Origin of the sequence: Nostoc sp. LPT (genome assembly GCF_017115165.1) — a bacterium.
Taxonomy (GTDB): domain Bacteria; phylum Cyanobacteriota; class Cyanobacteriia; order Cyanobacteriales; family Nostocaceae; genus Nostoc.
The window spans coordinates 13,513-36,445 of the sequence record NZ_JABXKF010000090.1 but is presented as its reverse complement, the minus strand read 5'-3'; the positions used below and the strand labels follow the sequence as shown (position 1 = coordinate 36,445).

Annotated in this window: 6 protein-coding genes; all 6 read left to right on the top strand. The window is 40.5% G+C overall.

Going from position 1 to position 22,933, the window contains the following annotated elements:
* The first annotated feature begins 75 nt into the window (after positions 1-75).
* The 6 genes from HWQ58_RS18545 (at position 76) to HWQ58_RS18520 (ending at position 22,798) form a co-directional block, all read left to right on the top strand.
* Positions 76-6,150, top strand: coding sequence for a type I polyketide synthase (locus HWQ58_RS18545; protein WP_292865615.1), 6,075 nt, complete (start codon positions 76-78; stop codon positions 6,148-6,150).
* Positions 6,151-6,167: 17 nt separating this feature from the next.
* Positions 6,168-10,598: a MupA/Atu3671 family FMN-dependent luciferase-like monooxygenase gene (locus tag HWQ58_RS18540; protein ID WP_292865612.1), complete on the top strand. Its 4,431-nt coding sequence runs from the start codon at positions 6,168-6,170 to the stop codon at positions 10,596-10,598.
* Positions 10,599-10,738: 140 nt separating this feature from the next.
* The gene (gene panP, locus HWQ58_RS18535; protein ID WP_292865609.1) at positions 10,739-12,379 is read left to right on the top strand and encodes a pyridoxal-dependent aspartate 1-decarboxylase PanP; all 1,641 of its coding nucleotides are present in this window, start codon (positions 10,739-10,741) and stop codon (positions 12,377-12,379) included.
* 148 nt (positions 12,380-12,527) lie between these two features.
* The gene (locus HWQ58_RS18530; protein WP_292865606.1) at positions 12,528-17,198 is read left to right on the top strand and encodes a type I polyketide synthase; all 4,671 of its coding nucleotides are present in this window, start codon (positions 12,528-12,530) and stop codon (positions 17,196-17,198) included.
* 35 nt (positions 17,199-17,233) lie between these two features.
* Positions 17,234-21,889: a type I polyketide synthase gene (locus HWQ58_RS18525; RefSeq protein ID WP_292865603.1), complete on the top strand. Its 4,656-nt coding sequence runs from the start codon at positions 17,234-17,236 to the stop codon at positions 21,887-21,889.
* Between the two features lie 141 nt (positions 21,890-22,030).
* Entirely contained in the window at positions 22,031-22,798 is a 768-nt protein-coding gene (locus HWQ58_RS18520; RefSeq protein WP_292865600.1) for a class I SAM-dependent methyltransferase, read from the top strand.
* Positions 22,799-22,933: the final 135 nt, after the last annotated feature.

Genomic DNA, 22,933 nt, shown 5'->3' with positions numbered 1-22,933 from the left:
TTAAGTTACATATAGATTAAATGAAACAATTCCTTAAAAAAAGTAAATGAAAATATTCAAGGAATCAGCAAAATTATGAGTATTCCAACAGTGACAAATTCAATAAATGGTTCAGAAATCGCAATTATAGGTTTAACAGGACGTTTCCCGAAAGCTAAAAACATTGATGAATTTTGGGAAAATATCCAACAGGGAAGAGAGTCAATCTCTTTTTTCAGTGATGAAGAATTATTGTCATCAGGTATAAGTTCATCGATATTAAATGACCCTAACTATGTAAAAGCACACGCTATATTAGAAGACGCAGAATTATTTGACGCTTCATTTTTTGGCTTTAATCCTAGAGAAGCAGAAGTTACCGATCCGCAACACAGAATTTTTCTAGAGTGTGCTTGGTCAGCGCTGGAAAGTGCTGGATACGATTCACAAACTTATAAAGGTGCTGTTGGTGTTTATGGTGGCTCTAGTTTGAGCAGCTACTTACTTAATATTTATCTAAATCAAAATATCAGAAATTTTATCGATCCTCAGCAACTCACAATAGCAGGTAATAAAGACTATTTAACCACGCGTGTTTCTTACAAACTCAACTTAGAAGGTCCCAGTTATGCTGTGCAAACTGCCTGCTCAACTTCATTAGTTGCTGTGCATTTAGCCTGCCAAAGCTTACTCAATGGTGAATGTGATATGGCATTGGCTGGTGGAGTTGCTATCAGTGCAACTAGAAAAACTGGATACATGTATACAGAAGGAGGAATAGCGTCTCCTGACGGACATTGCCGTACCTTTGATGCTAGAGCAAAAGGATCTGTGGGCGGTGAGGGTGTGGGCATTGTGGTATTGAAACGATTAGAAGATGCTCTTAGCGATCGCGATACGATTCATGCTGTAATCAAAGGATCAGCCATCAATAACGATGGTTCACTCAAGGTCAGCTACACAGCACCCCGTATCGATACCCAAGCAAAAGTAATTAGAACAGCCCAAGTAATAGCCGAAGTAGAACCAGAGACAATTACTTACATTGAGGCTCATGGTACAGGAACAGTCTTAGGAGATCCCATTGAAATTGCTGCCCTCACACAAGCTTTTCGCTCTAGTACCCAGAAGAAAGGATTCTGCGCCATTGGTTCCGTCAAAACCAATATTGGGCATTTGGACACTGCGGCTGGTGTGACGGGATTAATCAAAACCGTCTTAGCCCTCAAGCACAAACAGATACCACCCAGCTTACACTTTACTTCGCCTAATCCCGAAATTGACTTTGCTAACAGTCCTTTCTACGTCAATACCACACTTTCGGAATGGGAGACGCATGGCACTCCTCGACGTGCAGGAGTTAGTTCCTTTGGACTTGGAGGAACCAATGCCCATCTGATTGTTGAAGAAGCCCCAGTTGTCGAAGCTTCTAGTTCCTCTCGTCCTTGGCAGTTGTTGATGCTATCTGCCAAAACTGATTCAGCACTGGAAACGGCTACCACAAATCTAGCTAATTATTTCCAAGAATATCCCGATTCAAACCTTGCCGATGTGGCTTACACATTGCAGGTTGGACGGAGAACTTTCGACTATCGGCGCACAGTTGTCTGTCGGGATATTCAAGATGCTATCAACGCACTTCAAGAGCCAAAGCGAGTTCTCACCAGTACTGAAAAAACTCAACAACGTCCTGTTGCCTTCATGTTTTCTGGACTAGGAACTCACTACATTAATATGGCTCTTGAACTTTACCAAACTGAGCCAACATTTCGCGCCTGTGTTGACCAATGTTGCGAACTCCTCAAACCCCACCTTGGTACTGATTTGCGAGATGTTCTGTATACCAATAGAAACAGTGAGAATGGAAATAAACCAAGCACTCTCTCTGCTGGGCTAGATTTGCGAAAAATGTTAGGTCGGGGAACAGAACAGTTAGATGTCGCCACTCAAAAGCTGAATCAAACCTTTCTCACCCAACCAGCTATCTTCGTTATTGAATACGCTTTAGCTCAATTGTGGATATCGTGGGGGATTCGTCCGACGGCAATGATTGGCTACAGCATCGGTGAATATGTAGCAGCGTGTCTGGCCGAGGTTTTGTCTTTGGAAGACACTTTAACTTTGGTAGCGAAAAGAGCGCAAATGATTCAATATCTGCCTGAAGGAGCAATGTTGGCAATTGGGCTTTCCGAGGAGGAAATACAGCCCTTCTTGAATGAGAAGATTTCTCTATCTGCAATCAACGGCTCATCGTTGTGTGTGATTGCAGGTGCTACAAATGCTATCGAGGAAGTAGAACGACGATTGAGTGAAAGAGGTTTAGTTGGGAAGCGTTTACAGAGTTCTCATGCTTTTCATTCGGTGATGATGGAGGCGATCGCACCTACCTTTGACAATTTAGTGCAAACATTCACTCTTAAACCACCGAAAATTCCCTATTTATCCAACGTCACGGGAACTTGGATTACAGCAGACCAAGCAACAGATCCCAGTTATTGGGTGAAGCATTTGTGCCAAGCAGTACGCTTTGCTTCGGGGGTGCAAGAGTTGTGGAAAAAAGATCATCCGATTTTATTGGAGGTTGGCGCTGGTCAGGCATTGAGTAGTTTCGCACTGCAATGTCTAGAAAGTGACGAGAGAGCCAAATCAGTGATGCTCCCTTCCTTGCGGCATTCCTATGAGCAACAGTCAGATGTCGCCTTTTTAATGAATACATTGGGTCGCCTTTGGCTGGCAGGGGTAAAGGTAGACTGGTCTGGTTTTTATGCTAATGAACAACGCGATCGCCTTCCCTTACCCACATATCCTTTTGAACCTCAGCGTTACTGGATTGATGCTAATCCTGAAGCTAATTTGGCAATGCGATCGCCGCAAGCATTACAGAAAAAACCGGATATTGCTGACTGGTTTTACATTCCTTCTTGGAAACGTTCTCCACAGATAGGAGCGAAATCACCACAAAAATTAAATTATTTAGTCTTTATTGATACTGATGCAGTAGGTTTACAAGTTGTCAAACAGTTGCAATTAGCAGGACATGATGTGATTAGTGTGACTGTTGGAGAGCAGTTTACACAACTAGGCGATCGCTCTTACGCAATAAATCCCCAAGCAAGTAGTGACTATGATGCCTTGCTGAAGAAACTATGGGATTTTCAACCAAATGCGATCGCGGAGCGTGCCGGATGGCATTTCGCTCATTTTTGGAGTCTCATCCCCAACCCACAACCAGAATCATCCCATCAGTTCTTTGAAGAATGTCAAAATAATGGTTTTTATAGTCTACTTTTCTTAGCACAAGCGTTGGGAAGACAAGAAGTTACCGATACTATCCAAATTTCAGTTGTTACCAACAATGTGCAAGAGGTAAACGGCGACGAAAACTTGTGCCCGCAAAAGGCAACTATCATGGGAATCTGTAAAGTGATTCCCCAAGAGTATACGAACATCACCTGTCGTAACATTGATGTGGTTATTCCTGAATCAATAACATCCCAAAACAGTCAACTCATAGACCATCTCGTAACAGAACTGACTCAAACAACATCTGAGAATATGATTGCCTACCGTGGCAAACATCGTTGGGTGCAAACTTTTGAACCAATACAAATTGAAGAGCCAAATCAAGAAACAATTCCCATCAGGGATGAAGGAGTTTACTTAATTGTTGGTGGTTTGGGAGATATTGGCTTAGTGCTGGCAGAATATCTCGCCCAAACAGCACACGCCAAGCTAATTCTGACATTGCGTTCCAGTTTCCCTGCAAAACAAGATTGGTCGCAATGGCTAGCAATTCATGATGATAACGATGATATCAGTCGCAAAATCAAGAAAGTGCAAGCATTAGAAACATTGGGTAGTGAAGTTCTAATTTGCCGCGCCGATGTTGCGAATCTCGAACAAATGCAAGCAGTAATGACTCAAGCATCAAACCGCTTTGGTGAAATTGATGGTGTCATTCATGCAGCAGGGATAAAGTTGTTTAGTAATATTCAACAGATAAGTAAAACTGAGTGTGAAAGTCAATTCAGCTCAACAGGCTATGGATTATTTGTATTAGAAAATATCCTCCAAGGAAAAGAGCTAGATTTCTGCGTAATAATATCGTCATTAGCATCTGTTTTAGGGGTAATGGGCATGGCTGCTTATCCAGCAGCGCATCTATTTACTGATGCTTTTGTACATAAACATAACCAAACAAGTCTTTTCTCCTGGCAGAGTATCAATTATGGGGATTGGATTACTCAAGAATCCTCAAAATCAGTAACCTCACTCAAAGGTGCAGATTCGATGATGACAAAGCAAGAAGGTCTGGAGGTTTTTAAACGTGCCTTATCCTTGAGAAAATTTAGTCAGTTAGTCACATCAACAGTAAACTTACAAGTTAGTATCAAAAGATGGATTCAACTTGAATTTAGTCAAGGTTCTAAAGTTGCACAAAAAGCCAGTTCCGCCTCACTTTATTTAAGACCTAATTTAGATAATGACTATGTTGCTCCTAGAAATGAGGTAGAGCAAACCATTGCCAATATCTGGCAAGAACTCCTTGGTATTGAGCAAGTAGGTATTGACGATAACTTTTTTGAGTTAGGGGGAGATTCTGTACTTGGCATTCAAGTCAGTGCTAGAGCTGCTAAAGCAGGTTATCGGCTTGCCCCTCAGCAATTGTTTGAGCATCAGACAATCGCCGAACTGGCAGAGGTAACCACCACAAAACAAGTTGTCCAGGCTGAACAAGGCTTAGTAACTGGTTCGCTTCCTCTTACACCTATCCAGCACTGGTTCTTTGAACAGAATTTATCAGAACCACACCACTGGAACATGGCATTCTTTGTAGAGGTAATGCAAGTTCTCGATCGGGCTTTGTTTGAACAAGCATGGCAGCATTTATTTATACATCACGATGCACTTCGCTTGCGGTTTATCCCCTCTGAGTATGGCTGGCAGCAGGTGAGCACTGACTTAGAAAAACAGGTGAATCTTACACATACAGATTTATCAGCGTTTTCGCCTGATGTTCAAAAATCTTTGATGGAAGCAACCGCCACGGAACTACAAGCTAGTTTGAATTTATCAGATGGGCCAATTGTGCGGGGTGTGCTTTTTGATTTGGGTGTCAATAAGTCAAGCCGCTTGCTCATCATCATCCACCACTTGGCAGTAGATTTTGGTTCTTGGCGAATCTTAATAGAGGATCTTCAGACTACTTATCAACAGCTCAGACTTGGTAAAGCAATTCAACTGCCGCAGAAAACAACCTCTTTCAAACAGTGGTCTGAGCGACTAAAGGAATACGCTCAATCAGTAGAGTTGCAAAAAAACCTAAATTCCTGTCTCAGCAAAGGTTACGAACAGGTTTATCCCTTACCAATCGATTATCCAGGAGGCATTAACACTGTAGCATCAGGTGAAAGTGTCTCAGTAGCGTTAAGCGAAACAGAAACTCAGGCATTACTTCAGGAGGTTCTAGCAGTTTATCGAACTAATACACAAGAAGTTTTGTTGACTGCTCTTGTACAAGCTTTTACAGAATGGACAGGCATAAAATGTTTACTGTTTAATACCGAAGAAGATGCGCGAGATGCAAGTACAACTATAGATAATGTGGATATATCACGGACAGTAGGTTGGCTGACTACTCTTTATCCTGTGCTTTTGGATTTAGAGGGTGCTGAGAATCCAGGGGAGGCATTGAAAGCCGTAAAAGAGCAGTTTCGTTGCATTTCTAGTAGAACCATTGATCATGGAGCGCTACGCTACCTTAGTGAGGATACAACACTGACAGAGAAAATGCGATCGCTTCCTCAAGCAGAGGTATTTTTTCTCTACCTTGGTCAATTTGGTAAAAGCTTTGATCAATCTTCTATGCTCAGACCGACTGAAGAATCCACTGGATCAATGTACAGTCCAAAAGGAACTAGTTCTCATTTGCTAGGCGTGACCGCATGGGTTAATGAAGAAGGTCAGTTAAGACTGGAATTTAGCTACAGCACAAATGTGCATAGACGCGAGACTATAGAGAAACTATCTCATAGTTTTGTCGAAGCCCTCAAATCTCTCATCACCTATTCTCGCTCCCTAGAAGCAATAGAGTATACCCCTTCAGACTTTTCGGCAGCAAACATCAATCAAGAAAATTTGAGTAACTTGCTGGCTCAGATTGGTCAGTGATATAGGAGAAATTTTCCATGAACCAAAATAATATTGAAGATATATACGAACTTTCACCCTTACAGCAGGGTATGCTTTTTCACACGCTGGTTACACCTAATTCGGGGATGTACTTTGAGCAGTTTTGCTACGCCTTACAAACTCAAGTTGATGTTCCAGCTTTCCAAAAAGCATGGCAGCAAGTTTTAGATCGGCATCCAATTTTGCGTACCTCCTTCTACTGGGAAAATCTTGATAAGCCATATCAAGTGGTATATCGACAAGTAGACTTGCCTTGGGATTTTCAAGACTGGCGCGAACTTTCTTTGCCGGAACAAGAAAAGCAGTTAGAAATTTTTTTAGCAGCAGATCGCAAACGAGGCTTTACACTTTCCCAAGTTCCACTGATGCGTTTGGCATTAATTCAGGTGGCTGATAACGCTTATCAATTTGTCTTCAGCTATAACCATATATTGATGGAAGGGTGGTCTTTAACATGGCTATGGAAAGAATTTTATGAATTCTATAATGCCTTTTGCAAAGGTGAAGATTTACATTTAGAAAGTCCTCGTCCCTTTAAAGAATACATTTCTTGGCTACAGCAGCAAGATATATCAAAGGCTGAAATTTACTGGCGCGAAATGCTTGAAGGATTTACGATACCGACATCACTAATGATGGACAAAGCTGTCGGTACTTTCTCTAGCGAAGACGAAGACCATGATTGTCAACAAACCCGACTTTCGGTAACAACGACAGATGCCTTGAATTCCCTGGCACGAAAGTATCATCTTACCCTAAATATTCTACTCAAGGGAGCCTGGGCTATACTTTTAAGCCGATATAGCGGTGAGTCAGATATAGTTTTTGGCGCCACATCTTCAGGCCGACCGACTGAATTGGCAGAAGCAGAATCCATGATGGGACTTTTCGCCAACACATTGCCGCTACGGGTACAAGTCCCTGCTGATGATTTGCTTATACCTTGGTTGAAAAAGCTGCAAATTCAAGAAGTGGAAATGCGTCAGTATGAGTATAGTCCACTAATACAGATTCAACAATGGAGTCAAATTCCTCGTGGGTTGCCACTATTTGAGAGTCTTCTAGTTTTTAATAACTATTTAGTAGATGATACTGGAGAAAAGCTAGCTCAAAGCATGGTAATAGGGGAAACTCGGATATTTGAAAAGACGAATTATCCTCTTACCCTACAGGTATATCCTGGTTCAGATTCATTACTGTCGATTGGGTATGATACCCGTCGTTTTGATAGTGCGACGATTAATCGGATATTAGGGCATTTAAAGACTTTGTTAGAAAGTATAGTTGCCAATCCTGAACAACAACTTCGAGATTTGTCGTTACTGACTGGACAAGAAAAATCTCAATTGCTGCGGGAGTGGAATGATACAGAAATTGAGTATCCTCAAGAACAATGCATTCATCAATTATTTGAGGCGCAAGTAGAACGCACACCTAATGCAGTCGCAGTGGTGTTTAAAGATGAGCAGTTAACTTACCGCGAACTCAACACGAAAGCTAACCAATTGGCGCATTACTTGCGATCGCTGGGAGTAAAATCAGAAGTATTGGTAGGGATTTGTGTAGAGCGATCGCTCGATATGATCGTCGGACTATTAGCCATCCTCAAAGCAGGTGGTGCATATCTACCGCTAGACCCAGCATACCCGCAGGAACGCCTAACTTTTATGTTGGCAGATGCTCAAGTGCCAGTGCTGTTGACTCAACAACAATTACTGGAAAAACTTCCAAATTCTGGCGCATCGGTGGTTTGCCTAAATAGAGATTGGCAGATAATTCAAAGCGCTAGTGATCAGAATCCCCCAACAGCCTTGTCAACTGACAACTTAGCATATACGATCTACACTTCCGGCTCCACAGGTAAACCAAAGGGAGTGATGGTCAGTCATCGCAACGTTGTCAATTTCTTTACAGGAATGGACGGTAGTATTGGAAACGATCATCCAGGTACTTGGCTAGCAGTTACCAGCATTTCCTTTGATATCTCAGTGTTAGAGTTGTTGTGGACGCTGACACGCGGTTTTCAAGTTGTGATTAATGGTGATCCAAGACCTACTACTTTTACTACTGAAGTAGACCAAAAAATCACAGATAAAGAAATGGCATTTAGCCTTTTCTATTTTGCTAGTGACGAGGTACAGGCAGGCACAGATAAGTATCACTTACTACTTGAAGGTGCTAAATTTGCCGACAAACACGCCTTTGCAGCCATCTGGACTCCAGAGCGACACTTCCATGAATTTGGCGGTCTATACCCAAATCCCTCCGTTGTCAGTGCAGCGATCGCCACAATTACAGAGCGTATTCAAATTCGTGCTGGTAGTATTGTTTTACCCTTACAAAATCCGATCCGAGTTGCTGAAGAATGGTCTGTAGTTGATAACCTTTCGCGAGGCCGGGTTGGTATCTCCTTTGCTTCCGGTTGGCACGCCAATGATTTTGTCCTAGCACCAGACAAGTATAGCGATCGCTTCCAAATCATGTTTCGTGACATCGAAACTGTCCGCCAACTTTGGCGCGGAGAATCGATAACTCTGCCAGGAGGTAGTGGCAAAGAAGTAGAAGTGAAGATTCATCCCCAACCGATTCAGCCGGAAGTGCCGATTTGGGTTACAGCAGCTGGTAGTCCAGAAACTTTTCGTCGGGCGGGTGAAATTGGTGCCAACTTGCTTACCCATTTACTCGATCAGAATGTAGAGGAACTAGAGGAAAAAATTGCGGTTTATCGCCAATCCTGGCAGGAACACGGACATGGACTGGGAGCAGGTCACGTGACGTTGATGATTCACACCTTCGTGGGTGAGGACATTGATGTTGTGCGAGAAAAGGTGCGGCAACCTTTTTACCAGTACTTGAAAAGTTCTCTGAGTCTGTTGAATAACTTAGGAAAAAGCTTAGGTCACGATATTAATGCAGAGAATTTTACTGCACAAGAGCAAGAGCAACTGCTGAATTACGCCTTTAATCGGTACTTTGAAAGAAGCAGTTTGTTAGGCACACCCAGCACTTGTTTGCGGATGATTAACCGACTCAAGGCGATCGGGGTGGATGAGGTTGCATGTCTGATCGATTTTGGTGTGGATGTGGAATCGGTGTTGTCTAGTTTACATCACCTAAATACAGTCAGAGAATTGAGCAACAAAAAAATAGACAAAGATGACACTGACTATTCCCTACCTGCTCAAATTGCCAGGCACAATGTGACACATCTGCAATGCACTCCGTCTCTTGCAAGAATATTAATTCAGGATAATAAGGCGCTGAGTGCGATGGGTTCACTCCGCAAATTGATGCTTGGTGGTGAGGCGTTACCCGTTTCTCTAGCAGAACAGTTGCGGACTCAACTCTCGGCAGAAATTTATAACATGTATGGCCCCACCGAGACGACTATTTGGTCTACAACCTATCCCCTGCAAGAAGTCGGCAATACGATACCAATCGGACGCCCCATTGCCAACACAGAAATTTATATTCTCGATCGCCATCTACAACCAGTACCTGTTGGTATTCCTGGTGAACTCTACATTGGTGGCGAAGGCGTGGTGCGTGGCTACTTAAACCAACCACAGTTAACCATAGAGCGTTTCATCTCCAATCCCTTTGGGACAAACCCAAACAACAAACTGTATAAAACTGGAGACTTGGCACAATATCTACCCAACGGTAACATTGAGTTTCTGGGTCGTGTAGATCATCAAGTGAAATTCCAGGGATATCGGATCGAATTAAGTGAGATAGAAACTATCTTGAGTCAACATCCGGGAGTAGTGGAGGCTGTAGTTGTCTCACGAGAGGAGCAACCAGGAGATAAACGCCTAGTAGCCTATGTTGTTCCGATACAACAAGCAGAAGGGACACAAGTCACACCCACAGAAAAAACACACCTACTGGCTGACGAAATAATAGCAAACAAACCCACCCTTTCGATCGGCGACTTACGAGCGTTTATCAAAGAAAGATTACCTGAGTATATGGTACCCTCAAGCTTTGTAACGCTGAACGCCCTACCTCTAACACCCAACGGCAAAATAGACCGCAGTGCATTACCTGCACCAGAGGCTTCAAGACCAGAATTAGAGGTATCCTATGTGGCGCCGAAGACCGAAGTTGAAAAAGTGATTGCATCTATTTGGCAAGAATTACTTCAAGTAGAAAGAGTGGGAATCCATGACAATTTCTTTGAACTTGGTGGTAATTCATTGCTCTTAATTCAAGTTCCTAGCAAGTTGCAAAAAGTATTTCAGCGAGATTTCAGCTTGGTTGAGATGTTTCAATATCCGACTATCAGTCACCTGGTTAAATATTTTAGTCAGGAATCTAGTGAAGAAACATCTGTTTTACGACCTGCTCATCACTCGGAGAGCAGAACAGCTTCAGTACAGAGGCGAAAACAAGTTAGGAAAGAGCGCCGAGCAGCAACACAGTAACAAGATGTTTAGTCTCAACAAGGCGATTGAAGAAGAAGGGCGATCGCTTCGCTGTAACTGTAGAATCGAAGATTTTAGAGAAAAGCAGGCAAAAGATTCTTCCTGCAAAAATGAAATAAAAAAATTGCCACCAACACAATATGACATCAAGCAAACAAGAAATGCTAAACAAAAATTCTTTTTTGGAATCTGAGCAAACATTAGATAATGAGATAGAAGAACAAGTAATGCAATTGTTTGCTTCATGCAATCAAGCAAACTCTATAGAGAAACGAATCGATGAAATAACTGATAGCTTATCGCAAGATTTTTTAAGCACAAGTGATTCTAATACCAACATTGATTTAGAGTCACTATTAGAAAAATTTTCTGATAGTAAAATTCCTCTTCAGCCGACTAATTTTGAGAACTATCTCAAATACATAGGCAACAATGTTGTTGCTCATTCAATACATACATCTTCGCCACGATTTATAGGTCACATGACCTCGGCACTTCCTAGTTTTGTACGCCCTTTGGCTAAACTAATGACGGCGATGAACCAAAATGCCGTCAAAATAGAGACAGCTAAAGCCCTAAGCTTTTGCGAACGTGAAGCTTTGGCTATGTTGCATCGACAAATTTATAGTTTCTCTGATGGTTTTTATACTCAACATATTCAAAACAATTTGAGTACACTTGGAATCTTGGTTTCTGGTGGAACAGTGGCAAATATCACAGCAGTTTGGTGTGCGCGAAATGCTTTACTAGGACCGAAAGATGGATTTCTTGGTGTAGAAAAAGAAGGTTTAGCAGCTGCTCTAGATTTCTATGGCTATAAAGGAGCAGTGATTATTGGCTCTGACTTGATGCATTTCTCTTTTGATAAAGCTGCGGATTTAATGGGCATTGGTACGCATAGTTTGATCAGAATCCCTGCTGACTGTAATAATCGAGTTGATATAGAAGCACTGCGCCAAACTGTTGCAAATTGTCGTGCCAAAAACTTGCTAATTATTGCAATTGTGGGAGTTGCTGGTACAACAGACTCTGGTGGAGTTGATTCCCTTACAGATATTGCAGAAATTGCACAGGAAGCTAATGCTCATTTTCACGTAGATGCTGCTTGGGGTGGTCCGCTGATTTTTTCTGAGCAATATCGGCATAAGATTGCTGGTATAGAAAAAGCTGATTCAGTCACTATTGATGGACATAAACAACTATATCTACCAATGGGCATTGGTATGGTCTTTTTCCGTGATCCATATCTGCCTGGGGCGATCGAAAAACACGCTAGTTATACCATGCGTAAGGGATCGTTTGATTTAGGTAAACGCGCTTTAGAAGGTTCTCGACCAGGCATGGCTTTATTTTTACACGCGGGTTTAAAGCTAATTGGAGTTAAGGGATATGAGTTTTTGATTAATGAAGGAATCCGAAAAACTCAATACATGGCTGCTTGTATTTCGGCTATGCCTGAATTTGAATTGCTGGCAGAACCTGATACGAATTTGTTAACTTATCGCTATATTCCAAAACAATTTAGAGAGGCGCGTGCTAAAAATAAATTGACAGAGATAGATAATCAAATTATCAATAGATTTAATGAATGCTTACAAAAAAATCAGCGTCAAATTGGTCATACTTTTATTTCCCGAACGACAAAAAAAGATATCCTTTTTGGCAGTGGAATTCCTATAATTGCTATGCGTGCAGTGATTGCTAATCCGTTAACGACAGAAGAAGATATTAAAGCGGTTTTAAATGACCAAATCCAAATGGCTGCAAAAATATCAATTTAATAGACCTCTTGCAAAAGTCTTTCTTTGCGTTCTCTTCTCTGCGCCTCTGCGTGAAACAAAAAAATATTTATTCAAGAGGTCTAATATTCGATATAAGTTAAAATCAATATTTGATTACGTTGATGTTTAATAAAGTAACATGATGGAAATGAATAAATTAAATCAATCTGAGAACTTAATTGGCGAAGATGAAATAGCTGTTATCGGTATGGCAGGGCGTTTTCCTGGTTCAAAAAACATTGATATTTTTTGGCAAAACCTGCGGGATGGTGTAGAGTCAATTTCTTTTTTCACGGATGAGGAACTAATATCTGCTGGGGTAGATCCATCATTACTCAACGATCCCAATTACGTGAAGGCAAGCGGTGTATTAGAAGATATAGAGTTATTCGACGCTTCATTTTTTGGCTTTTCACCTAGAGAAGCTGAAATTACAGATCCACAACACCGCCTTTTCATGGAATGTGTTTGGGAAGCTTTAGAAAATGCTGGCTACAACTCTGAAACTTATAGCGGTCAAATAAGTCTTTTCGCTGGTGCATCTCCAAATATGTACCTACTTTTAAACTTATATTCCAATCGAGATTTGATGGAATCAGTAGACAGCTATCAAATTTTGCATAGAAACGAAAAGGATTTCTTGCCCACACAAATTTCTTACAAATTGAACTTGAGAGGACCAAGTATCAATATTCAAACTGCTTGTTCCACATCATTAGTTGCTATCCACATAGCTTGCCAAAGTTTACTAAATGGTGAAAGTGATATTGCTTTAGCAGGCGGTGTTTCTACTACAACGGTACAAAAAATAGGTTATCACTATCAACAAGGAGGAATTCATTCTCCTGACGGTCATTGTCGAGCTTTTGACGCAAAATCTAAAGGAACTAATGGTGGTAATGGTTTAGGTATAGTTGTCTTGAAAAGATTAGAGGATGCCATTGCTGATGGTGACTTTATCCATGCAGTAATCAAGGGTTCAGCTGTTAATAACGATGGTTCTTTAAAGATTGGATATACAGCCCCTAGTATTGAGGGTCAAAGGGATGTAATTTTAGAAGCTTTAGCCTTAGCTGAAGTCGAACCTGAGACTGTTACTTATGTAGAAGCACACGGTACAGGAACCATTTTGGGAGATCCGATTGAAATCAAAGCTCTCACACAAGCTTTTGGTGCCAGCACAAATAAAAAAGGCTTTTGTGCTATTGGTTCAGTAAAGACCAATGTCGGGCATTTGAATATAGCAGCAGGTGTGACAGGATTCATTAAAACAGTCCTTGCACTAAAACATAAACAAATACCTCCTAGTTTGCACTTTCAGGAGCCAAATCCACAGATAGACTTTGCCAATAGTCCCTTTTATGTCAACACCAAATTATCAGAGTGGGAAACCAACGGAACACCACGCAGAGCAGGTGTAAGTTCTTTAGCCATTGGTGGGACTAATGCCCATGTTATTTTGCAAGAAGCTCCAGTGATTGAAGCTTCGAGTCCCTCGCGTCCTTGGCAATTGTTACTGCTCTCAGGCAAAACCAGCACGGCTTTAGACACTGCAACAGCACAACTGCGTGATTATTTAGAGCAAAACCCCGATATTCCCCTACCAGATGTCTCTTACACCCTACAAGTAGGTCGTCGAGCTTTTGACTATCGCCGCATGGTAGTTTGCCAAGACCTAGATGATACCGTGAAATCGCTTAATAGCAAAGACCCACAACGCATTTTTAGTCACTACTATGAGCTAGGTCACTGTCCAGTTATCTTCATGTTTTCAGGACAAGGGTCACAATATGCAAACATGGGTCGGGAACTATATGAAGTAGAACCGACGTTTAAAAAACATGTAGATACTTGCGCTCTGATTTTGCAACCCCACCTCGGTCTTGATATCCGCTCCCTACTTTACCCCAGTGAACAAGATACCGAAACTGCTGCAAAGCAACTACAACAAACAGCCCTCACCCAAAGCGCGTTATTTGTTACAGAGTACGCCTTAGCTCAGTTATTGATGTCATGGGGGATACATCCAGAAGCAATGATTGGTCATAGTATTGGGGAATATGTCGCAGCTGTGATCGCAAATGTATTTTCCCTAGAAGATGCCTTATTCATTGTGGCAAAAAGGGGACAGTTAATGCAACAAGTACCCAGAGGAAGTATGCTGGCAATTAGGCTTCCAGAAAAAGATGTGCAGTTGCTGGTGTCTGCACAGATGTTGTATAAAAAATATCTACAAATTGCAGTTATTAACAGCCCATCGTCCTGTGTTGTTTCTGGAACAGACGAGGCAGTTGCTATACTAAAAAATCAATTATCCTCTCAACAAGTTGAATGTCAACTGTTGCATACATCTCATGCGTTCCATTCCCAAATGATGGAACCAATACTAGAAGCATTTATTCAGGCTATCAAAACAGTCAAACTGAATCCACCACGCATACGCTTTATTTCTAATGTAACTGGTAGTTGGATTACGGATGAGCAAGCCATAAATCCTAACTACTGGAGTCAACATTTACGAGAAACTGTGAGGTTTTCAGATGGGATCTCGCAACTGTTAGGGCAGTTTGAAGGCGTTTTTTTGGAGGTGGGACCGGGGCGGACACTAAGTACATTAACAACACAGCATTTAGATAAAAATACCAAACAACAAGTACTAAGTTCATTAAGTCATGTTAAAGACCAACAATCGGATGTTAGCTTTTTATTACAGACATTAGGTCGGTTGTGGCTTTCTGGTGTAGAAATAGATTGGTCGGGATTTTATACCCACGAGCAGCGTCATCGTCTACCTTTGCCGACTTACCCCTTTGAACGACAAAAGTACTGGATTGAACCCAACAAGCAAGGACAAGGCGATCGTCACACTCCAGCATCACTGGCTAAAAAACCTGATATAGCTGACTGGTTTTATATTCCTTTTTGGAAACCTTCTTTACCCCCTGTACAAATCGGACATCAAGAATTAGCAACTCAAAAATTCTGCACTTTGGTGTTTATCGATGAGTGTGGCTTGGGTAGCAAGTTAGTCAAACAATTAGAAACACAAAATCAGGATGTAATTACTGTAAAAGTTGGGGAAAACTTTACCCTACTAAATAAGTCTCAATATACTATTAATCCGGAAAATAATCATGATTACGATCTTTTAATCCAGGAGCTTTTTAAACAAAATAAGTTCCCAAAAACGATTGTTCATTTATGGAGTGTCACACGTAGTAGTGACCAAGAATTAGCAATTGAGCAAGTTGATAAAGCTCAAACAACAGGATTTTACAGTCTCCTATTTCTTGCCCAAGCTTTGGGAAGACAAGAAACTACTGATGAAGTACAAATCACAGTTATTTCTAACGACCTACACTCAGTGACTGGAACTGAAATACTTTGTCCAGAGAAAGCCACTTTGCTCGGACCAATTAAAGTTATTTCCCAAGAATATTCAAATATTAATTGTCGTAGTATTGATGTTGTCCTACCCCCCGAAGGCAGTTGGCAAGAAGAAACACTTGTAGAAAAAATACTGGCAGAACTAACGGTTTCTGATTCCCAAAAGCTAATTGCTTATCGAGGTTTGAATCGTTGGGTGCAAACTTTTGAACCAGTGCGCTTTGATCAAGCTAAAATCGAAAAGCCTCGACTAAGAGAAAAAGGAGTTTATTTAATTACAGGTGGACTCGGAGGTATCGGACTTGTTTTGGCAGAACACTTAGCTCGAAGTGTACAAGCAAAACTAGTGTTGATAGGACGTTCTGGTTTGCCAAAAAAAGATGAGTGGGAAAAATGGCTCACTACTCATGATGAGACTGATAGCACTAGCTGCAAAATTCGCAAAGTTCAAGAACTCGAAGACTTAGGTGCAGAAGTTTTGATGATGAGTGCTGATGTGAGCAACATAGAACAAATGCGAAGTGCTATTGCTCAAGCTCAACAGCAGTTTGGTCAACTCAATGGTGTTATTCACGCTGCTGGAGTTTCTGGAGGCGGTATAATTCAGCGAAAAACTCAAGCAGAAGCAGAAAGTATTCTGGCTCCCAAAGTCAAGGGGACAATAGTTATTGATACAATTGTCAAAGACATTCAGTTAGATTTCTTGATTCTAGCATCATCAAAAAGCTCAATTTTAGGGGAATTTGGACAGGTAGACTATTGTGGAGCAAATTCTTTTCTTGATGCCTTTGCTCATTGTAATGCTTCCAAAAAGGGCAGATTTACTACAAGTATCAACTGGGATGCTTGGCAAGAAGTTGGGATGGCGGCGAACACAGAGTTGCCCCAACGACTCCAACAATTGCGAATAGAAAATCTTCAACAAGGTATATTGCCTAATGAAGGTATAGATGCTTTTCTACGCATTTTAGGAAGCACAATACCTCAAATTGTAGTATCTACCTCTGACTTCTTGGATACACTCAAACAGTACAATTCTTACAACGAAACACAAGTCCTAGAATTTTTAGAGACTGTCAATCCATCGTACTCCAAATATCCCCGACCTGAACTAAGTAATGATTATGTTGCTCCTCGAAATGAAATTGAGCAAAAGATTGCCAATATCTGGCAAAATCTTCTGGGAATTGAACTGATAGGAATCTATGATAACTTCTTTGAAGTTGGTGGTGATTCTCTTATAGGGATTCAAGTTATTGCAACCTTAAATAAGGAATTTAATTCAAAGATTTCTGTTGCCAAACTTTATGAATGTCCGAACATCGGCTCTATGGCAAAGACTTTTAGTCCTGAAGAACCCCAGGAAAATACTTTTGAACAAAGACTAAGCCGAGGACAGAGAAGAAGGCAGATAAAAATGCAAAGTAACTAAAAAATGTTAATTTAATTTATCTGGTTCAGTAAATTATGAGCACCCAAATAAAACAAGAACAAACAGCAAATCTAGATATAGCAATAGTGGGAATGTCCGGTCGGTTCCCTGGTGCCAAAAACCTTGATGATTTTTGGCATAATCTTCAAAATGGTGTTGAGTCTATTTCATTTTTCTCCAATCATGACTTAGTAGATTTAAATCTGGAAGAGGAAGTTATAAACAACCCCAATTATGTTAAAGCAGCACCTGTACTAGAAGATATTGAGTATTTTGATGCTAGGTTCTTTGGTTGCAGCCCTAGAGAATCTGAAGTAATGGACCCCCAAAATCGCCTCTTCATGGAATGTGCCTGGTCAGCTCTTGAAAACGCTGGATATGATCCAGAAACTTATAAAGGTTTGATTGGGGTTTACGCTGGTGTAAGTACAAATAGTTACTTTTTTCACAATATATATGAAAACGTTAATTTAATAAATATTTCTACTAACTATACTCTGAATAAAGATTTTTTGTCCACAAATATTTCGTATAAATTAAATTTAAAAGGCCCAAGTGTAGGTATCCAAACTTATTGTTCTACTTCATTAGTTGCTGTACATTTAGCCTGCAAAAGTCTACTTGATGAAGAGTGTGATATTGCTTTAGCAGGTGGGGTGACGATTGTAGTTCCACAAAAGTCAGGTTACTTCTATCAAGAAGACGGAATTTTGTCGCCTGATGGTCATTGTCGAGCTTTCGATGCTAAAGCACAGGGTACTATTTTTGGCAGTGGACTTGGAATAGTTATCTTAAAAAGATTAAAAGATGCTATTGCAGATAAAGATTATATTCATGCAGTTATTAAAGGTTCAGCAATCAATAATGACGGTTCCTTAAAAGTTAGCTATACAGCACCTAGTGTAAATGGTCAGGCTGAAGTTGTTGTAGAGGCTCTGGCAAATTCTGGAATTAATGCTGATGATATTTCTTATATAGAGACTCATGGAACTGGAACAGCAACTGGTGACCCAGTCGAAGTTGCTGCGCTCACCAAGGCTTTTCGTGCTTTTACACAAAGAAATAGCTTCTGCGCCATCGGTTCAGTAAAACCAAACATCGGACATCTAGATATAGCATCTGGTGTAGCGAGTCTTATCAAAACCGTTTTAGCATTGAAATATAAACAAATACCTCCTAGCTTAAATTTTGAAGCTCCCAATCCTGAAATTGATTTTGCAAATAGTCCCTTCTACGTCAATACGAAACTTACCGAGTGGAAAGCTAATAATACTCCCCGCCGAGCAGGAATTAGTTCCTTAGGTTTTGGTGGAACTAATGCCCATATAATTCTGGAAGAAGCTCCTGAAATTAAATATTTTGATGGCTCTAGACCTTGGCAGTTACTCTTATTATCAGCTAAAACTACTTCTGCGGTTGAAACTGCGGCTACAAATCTGGTTGATTATTTCAAACAATATCCAGATATAAATCTAGCTAATGTGGCTCATACTCTACAAGTGGGTCGTAGAGCTTTTAACCATCGCAAAATGTTGGTGTGCCAGAACATTAAAGATGCTGTAATTGCTCTGGAAACACAAGACCAACAACGGGTTTTTAGTGCATATCAGGAGCATAGAGAACAGCCAGTCATCTTCATGTTTTCAGGACAAGGGTCACAATATGCAAACATGGGTCGGGAACTATATGAAGTAGAACCGACGTTTAAAAAACATGTAGATACTTGCGCTCTGATTTTGCAACCCCACCTCGGTCTTGATATCCGCTCCCTACTTTACCCCAGTGAACAAGATACCGAAACTGCTGCAAAGCAACTACAACAAACAGCCCTCACCCAAAGCGCGTTATTTGTTACAGAGTACGCCCTAGCTCAGTTATTGATGTCATGGAGAGTACAACCAGAAGCGATGATCGGTCACAGCATCGGGGAATATGTCGCCGCGACTGTTGCAGGTGTATTTTCCCTAGAAGATGCCCTATTGATTGTGGCAAAAAGGGGAGAGTTAATGCAACAAGTACCCACAGGAAGTATGCTGGCAATCAGGCTTGCAGAAAAAGAAGTGCGATCGCTGTTGGAATCAGAGACGTTGTATAAAAATTCTCTCGAAATAGCAGCAATTAACAGTTCATCTTCCTGCGTAGTGTCTGGTACAAACGAGGCAGTTGCTACACTACAAAATCAATTATCCTCTGAAGAAATTGAATGTCGGCTGTTGCATACATCTCATGCGTTTCATTCACAAATGATGGAACCAATACTAGAAGCATTTATTGAGGCTGTAAAAAAAGTCAAACTGAATCCACCACGCATTCGCTTTATTTCCAATGTCACTGGTACTTGGATTACAGATGCACAAGCCACAAATCCCGATTATTGGTGTCAACATTTGCGACAAACTGTGAGATTTTCAGATGGAATATCTCTACTGTTAAAGCAGTTTGAAGGTGTTTTTCTGGAGGTGGGACCGGGACGAACTTTAAGCACGATTACGACACAGCATTTAGATAAAAATGCTAAACAACAGGTATTAACTTCATTACGCCATGTTCAAGATCAACAATCTGATGTTAACTTTTTGTTGCAGACATTAGGTCGGTTGTGGCTTTCTGGTGTCGAGATTGACTGGTCAGGATTTTATACTCACGAGCAGCGTCATCGTTTACCTTTGCCTACCTATCCTTTTGAGCGACAAAGATACTGGATTGATGCTAAACCCCCATCGCCTTCTTTAAATAGTAAGTCAGTAAAATTAGATAATAAACAAGATATTGCCAACTGGTTTTATGTCCCTTCATGGAAACGCTCTTTGCTGCCTAATTCATCCTCTGCTCAAATAGAATCTACACAAAACGAGTGGCTATTTTTTATTGATGACTTGGGAGTTGGTGAAAAATTAATTAATGCGTTGAGCAATCAAGGTAAAAATATCATTACGGTTAAGCAGGGAGAGCAGTTTAGTAAACTAAGTGATGGTGTATATACAATTAATCCATATAGATGCGAAGACTATGATGCTTTGTTTCAAAAATTAATTTTATTCGGTAAACTTCCCCAAAATATTGCTTATTTATGGAGCATCAACAAACCAGAAAATCGTCAATCTAGAAAATATTTAGAATTCAACAGTCTGCTGTTTTTAACGCAGAGCCTTAGTAAACTCAAAAATAGCGATCGCACTCTTACGGAAAATCGCTTACAACTTTGGGTTATATCGAACAACATTCAAGAGGTCAATGGTAATGAAAAACTAGACCCAGAAAAAGCAACAATATTAGGTTTATGTAAAGTTATTCCTCAAGAATATCCTAATATTACCTGTCGGTGTATTGATGTTGCCTTAACAAATCGCCAAGGATCTGAGGATAGAGAGGGAAATTATAACAGTAATATTATTGACCAACTTTTAAGCGAGTTCATGGCTCTATCCTCAGACTTGATTGTTGCTTATCGTGATTTCTACCGTTGGGTACAAACATTTGAACCAGTTTGCTTAGAGTCAGTAGTTGAAGAAAAAACACCGTTAAGAAAACAGGGTGTTTACCTGTTTCCTAGTGGATTAGAAAGTATTGAAGTTGTGCTTGCAGAATATTTAGCAAAATCTCTACAAGCACAACTCATATTTATCGAGGATTTAGATTTTCCAGAAAAGGATGATTTCTCGCAATGGCTCGAAGCTCACACTCCAGAAGATGAAGTGAGTTGCAAAATCCAAAAATTACTAGCATTAGAGGAATTAGGTGCAAAAGTTTTGGTGGTGCGTTCAGATATAACTAATTATGAACAAATCCACCACAGTCTTGCACCTGAGAATATTGGTCAAATTCATGGGGTTATCTATTCGACTGGAATCAAGCGTGAAAATATATTTAGTTCGATTCCAGAAATTGGTAATATAGAATTGGAAAACCTATTTTACTCCCAACATGATCAGATTACTCTATTAGAACAAATCTTACAGAATATAAAATTAGATTTTTGTGTCGTTTTTTCTTCTTTGTCTTCCATTTTAGGAGGATTTGGGTTAGGTTTATATTCAGCAGCGAATCATTTCATAGATACCTTTACTAACCGACACAACCGAACTCATTCTTTACCGTGGTACACTCTAAATTGGGACAAATTACAGATCAATACGACCCAAGAACAAAAAGCACTGGAACAAGTATCTGGGGTGGAATTAGCCATTACTCCAGTAGAAATTGTAGAAGTATTTAAACGAATATTTTCTCTAGATAAAGGAACTCAGGTTGTTGTTTCGACAGTAGATCTCAAAGCTAGGTGCGAGCGCACATTTGACCTCGACTCTCTACCAGATTCAAAATCTTCTTCTCAAATAGACTCATCCTCGCGCTACTCCAGACCTAACCTTAGTAATTCCTATGTTGCTTCGACAAATGAGTTGGAAAAACAAATTACGGAAATATGGCAAGAGGTACTTGGAATTGCAGAAATTGGTATTTACGACAACTTCTATGAGTTAGGAGGAGACTCCCTCATTGCAACTCAACTAGTTTCTCGATTGCGAGGAAGATTTCCTGTAGAGCTACCACTGCGCGACCTTTTATTGGAAGCAATGATACCAGTCAAACAGGCAGAAATGATTGAGCAACTTCTGTTGGAAAAAATTGAAGAGTTATCTGAGGAAGAGGTAGAACTGCTTTTGGCTAATCGTGCAGATATTGAGCTCTAGAGACTTTAAAAGGCAAGGCACTCCTCGAATTCTTATGAGCTTGTATACGAGTTATAAGCGGGATAAAAAACATTGCTTTTCTTCTCACTTTCCCAAATGAATTGATTTGAAACCTTTACTTAGAAACAGGAAAAACAGTTTATGTCTTTAGCAAGTAATCCTCTTATGTCTTTAACCAGCAATCCTCCAAATTATGATCCGATTGCTCGCTTACAGAACGAATTCAAAAATAAAAGTCAATTTATAGTGGAGGATGTAATACCTTGTTTAGAGCAAATACTGTTTCCATATCTTTCTAAAGAAGCGCGTATTCTCGACCTTGGTTGCGGTTGTGGAGATTTAGTGCAACAGCTTCACCTTAAAGGGTATCAAATGACTGGGCTTGATGCTTCTGAAGGACTATTGCGCTATGCCCGAACAAACGCACCTGAAAGTGAATTTATTTTTGGTGATATACGCAACTTAGAGTTGCCATCCACCTTCAATGCTATTGTTTCAATGGATCTTTTACTTTTCATCCTAAACAATGAAGACTTGACAACCGTCTTCCGAAACGCATATGCAGCACTACAGGACAATGGTCTGTTCGTGTTCACGATAACGTTAATAGAATTGATGCATAAGCTTGCTGAAGAAAGATATTTTAATCATATCTATGTCAATGATGAATGCGCTTTTCTTGAGTTATTCTACTACAAACCGGAAGAAAGGATGTGGGAAATCAAAGTCACTGGGTTTGAATTGGTAGACAAAACTTGGAAGCGTTCAGACACTACTTGGCTAAGAAAAGATCACTTATTAACAGATGTTCAGTTAGCTTTAGAAAATGTGGGCTTCACAGAAATTAGTCATTTTGAACTTGGAGAGGGAACAGGTAGTGCTTGCTTTGTTTGTCGTAAACATCTCTAGTACGATGGTAAAATGACAAAGTTTTTGCTGTAGTCGGAGTTAATTAGGACTTACGCAAGAACTCTCTGAAACTCTTATTCCTCGGTGTCCTCTGCGTCCTCTGTGGTTCGATTTTCCGTTACCTGTGCGTAAGTC

Excerpts from the sequence above, each read along its gene's own strand:
- HWQ58_RS18530 (WP_292865606.1), top strand. The coding sequence starts at position 12,528 with ATGAATAAATTAAATCAATCTGAGAACTTAATTGGCGAAGATGAAATA.
- HWQ58_RS18540 (WP_292865612.1), top strand. The coding sequence starts at position 6,168 with ATGAACCAAAATAATATTGAAGATATATACGAACTTTCACCCTTACAG.
- HWQ58_RS18545 (WP_292865615.1), top strand. The coding sequence starts at position 76 with ATGAGTATTCCAACAGTGACAAATTCAATAAATGGTTCAGAAATCGCA.
- panP (WP_292865609.1), top strand. The coding sequence starts at position 10,739 with ATGACATCAAGCAAACAAGAAATGCTAAACAAAAATTCTTTTTTGGAA.
- HWQ58_RS18525 (WP_292865603.1), top strand. The coding sequence starts at position 17,234 with ATGAGCACCCAAATAAAACAAGAACAAACAGCAAATCTAGATATAGCA.
- HWQ58_RS18520 (WP_292865600.1), top strand. The coding sequence starts at position 22,031 with ATGTCTTTAGCAAGTAATCCTCTTATGTCTTTAACCAGCAATCCTCCA.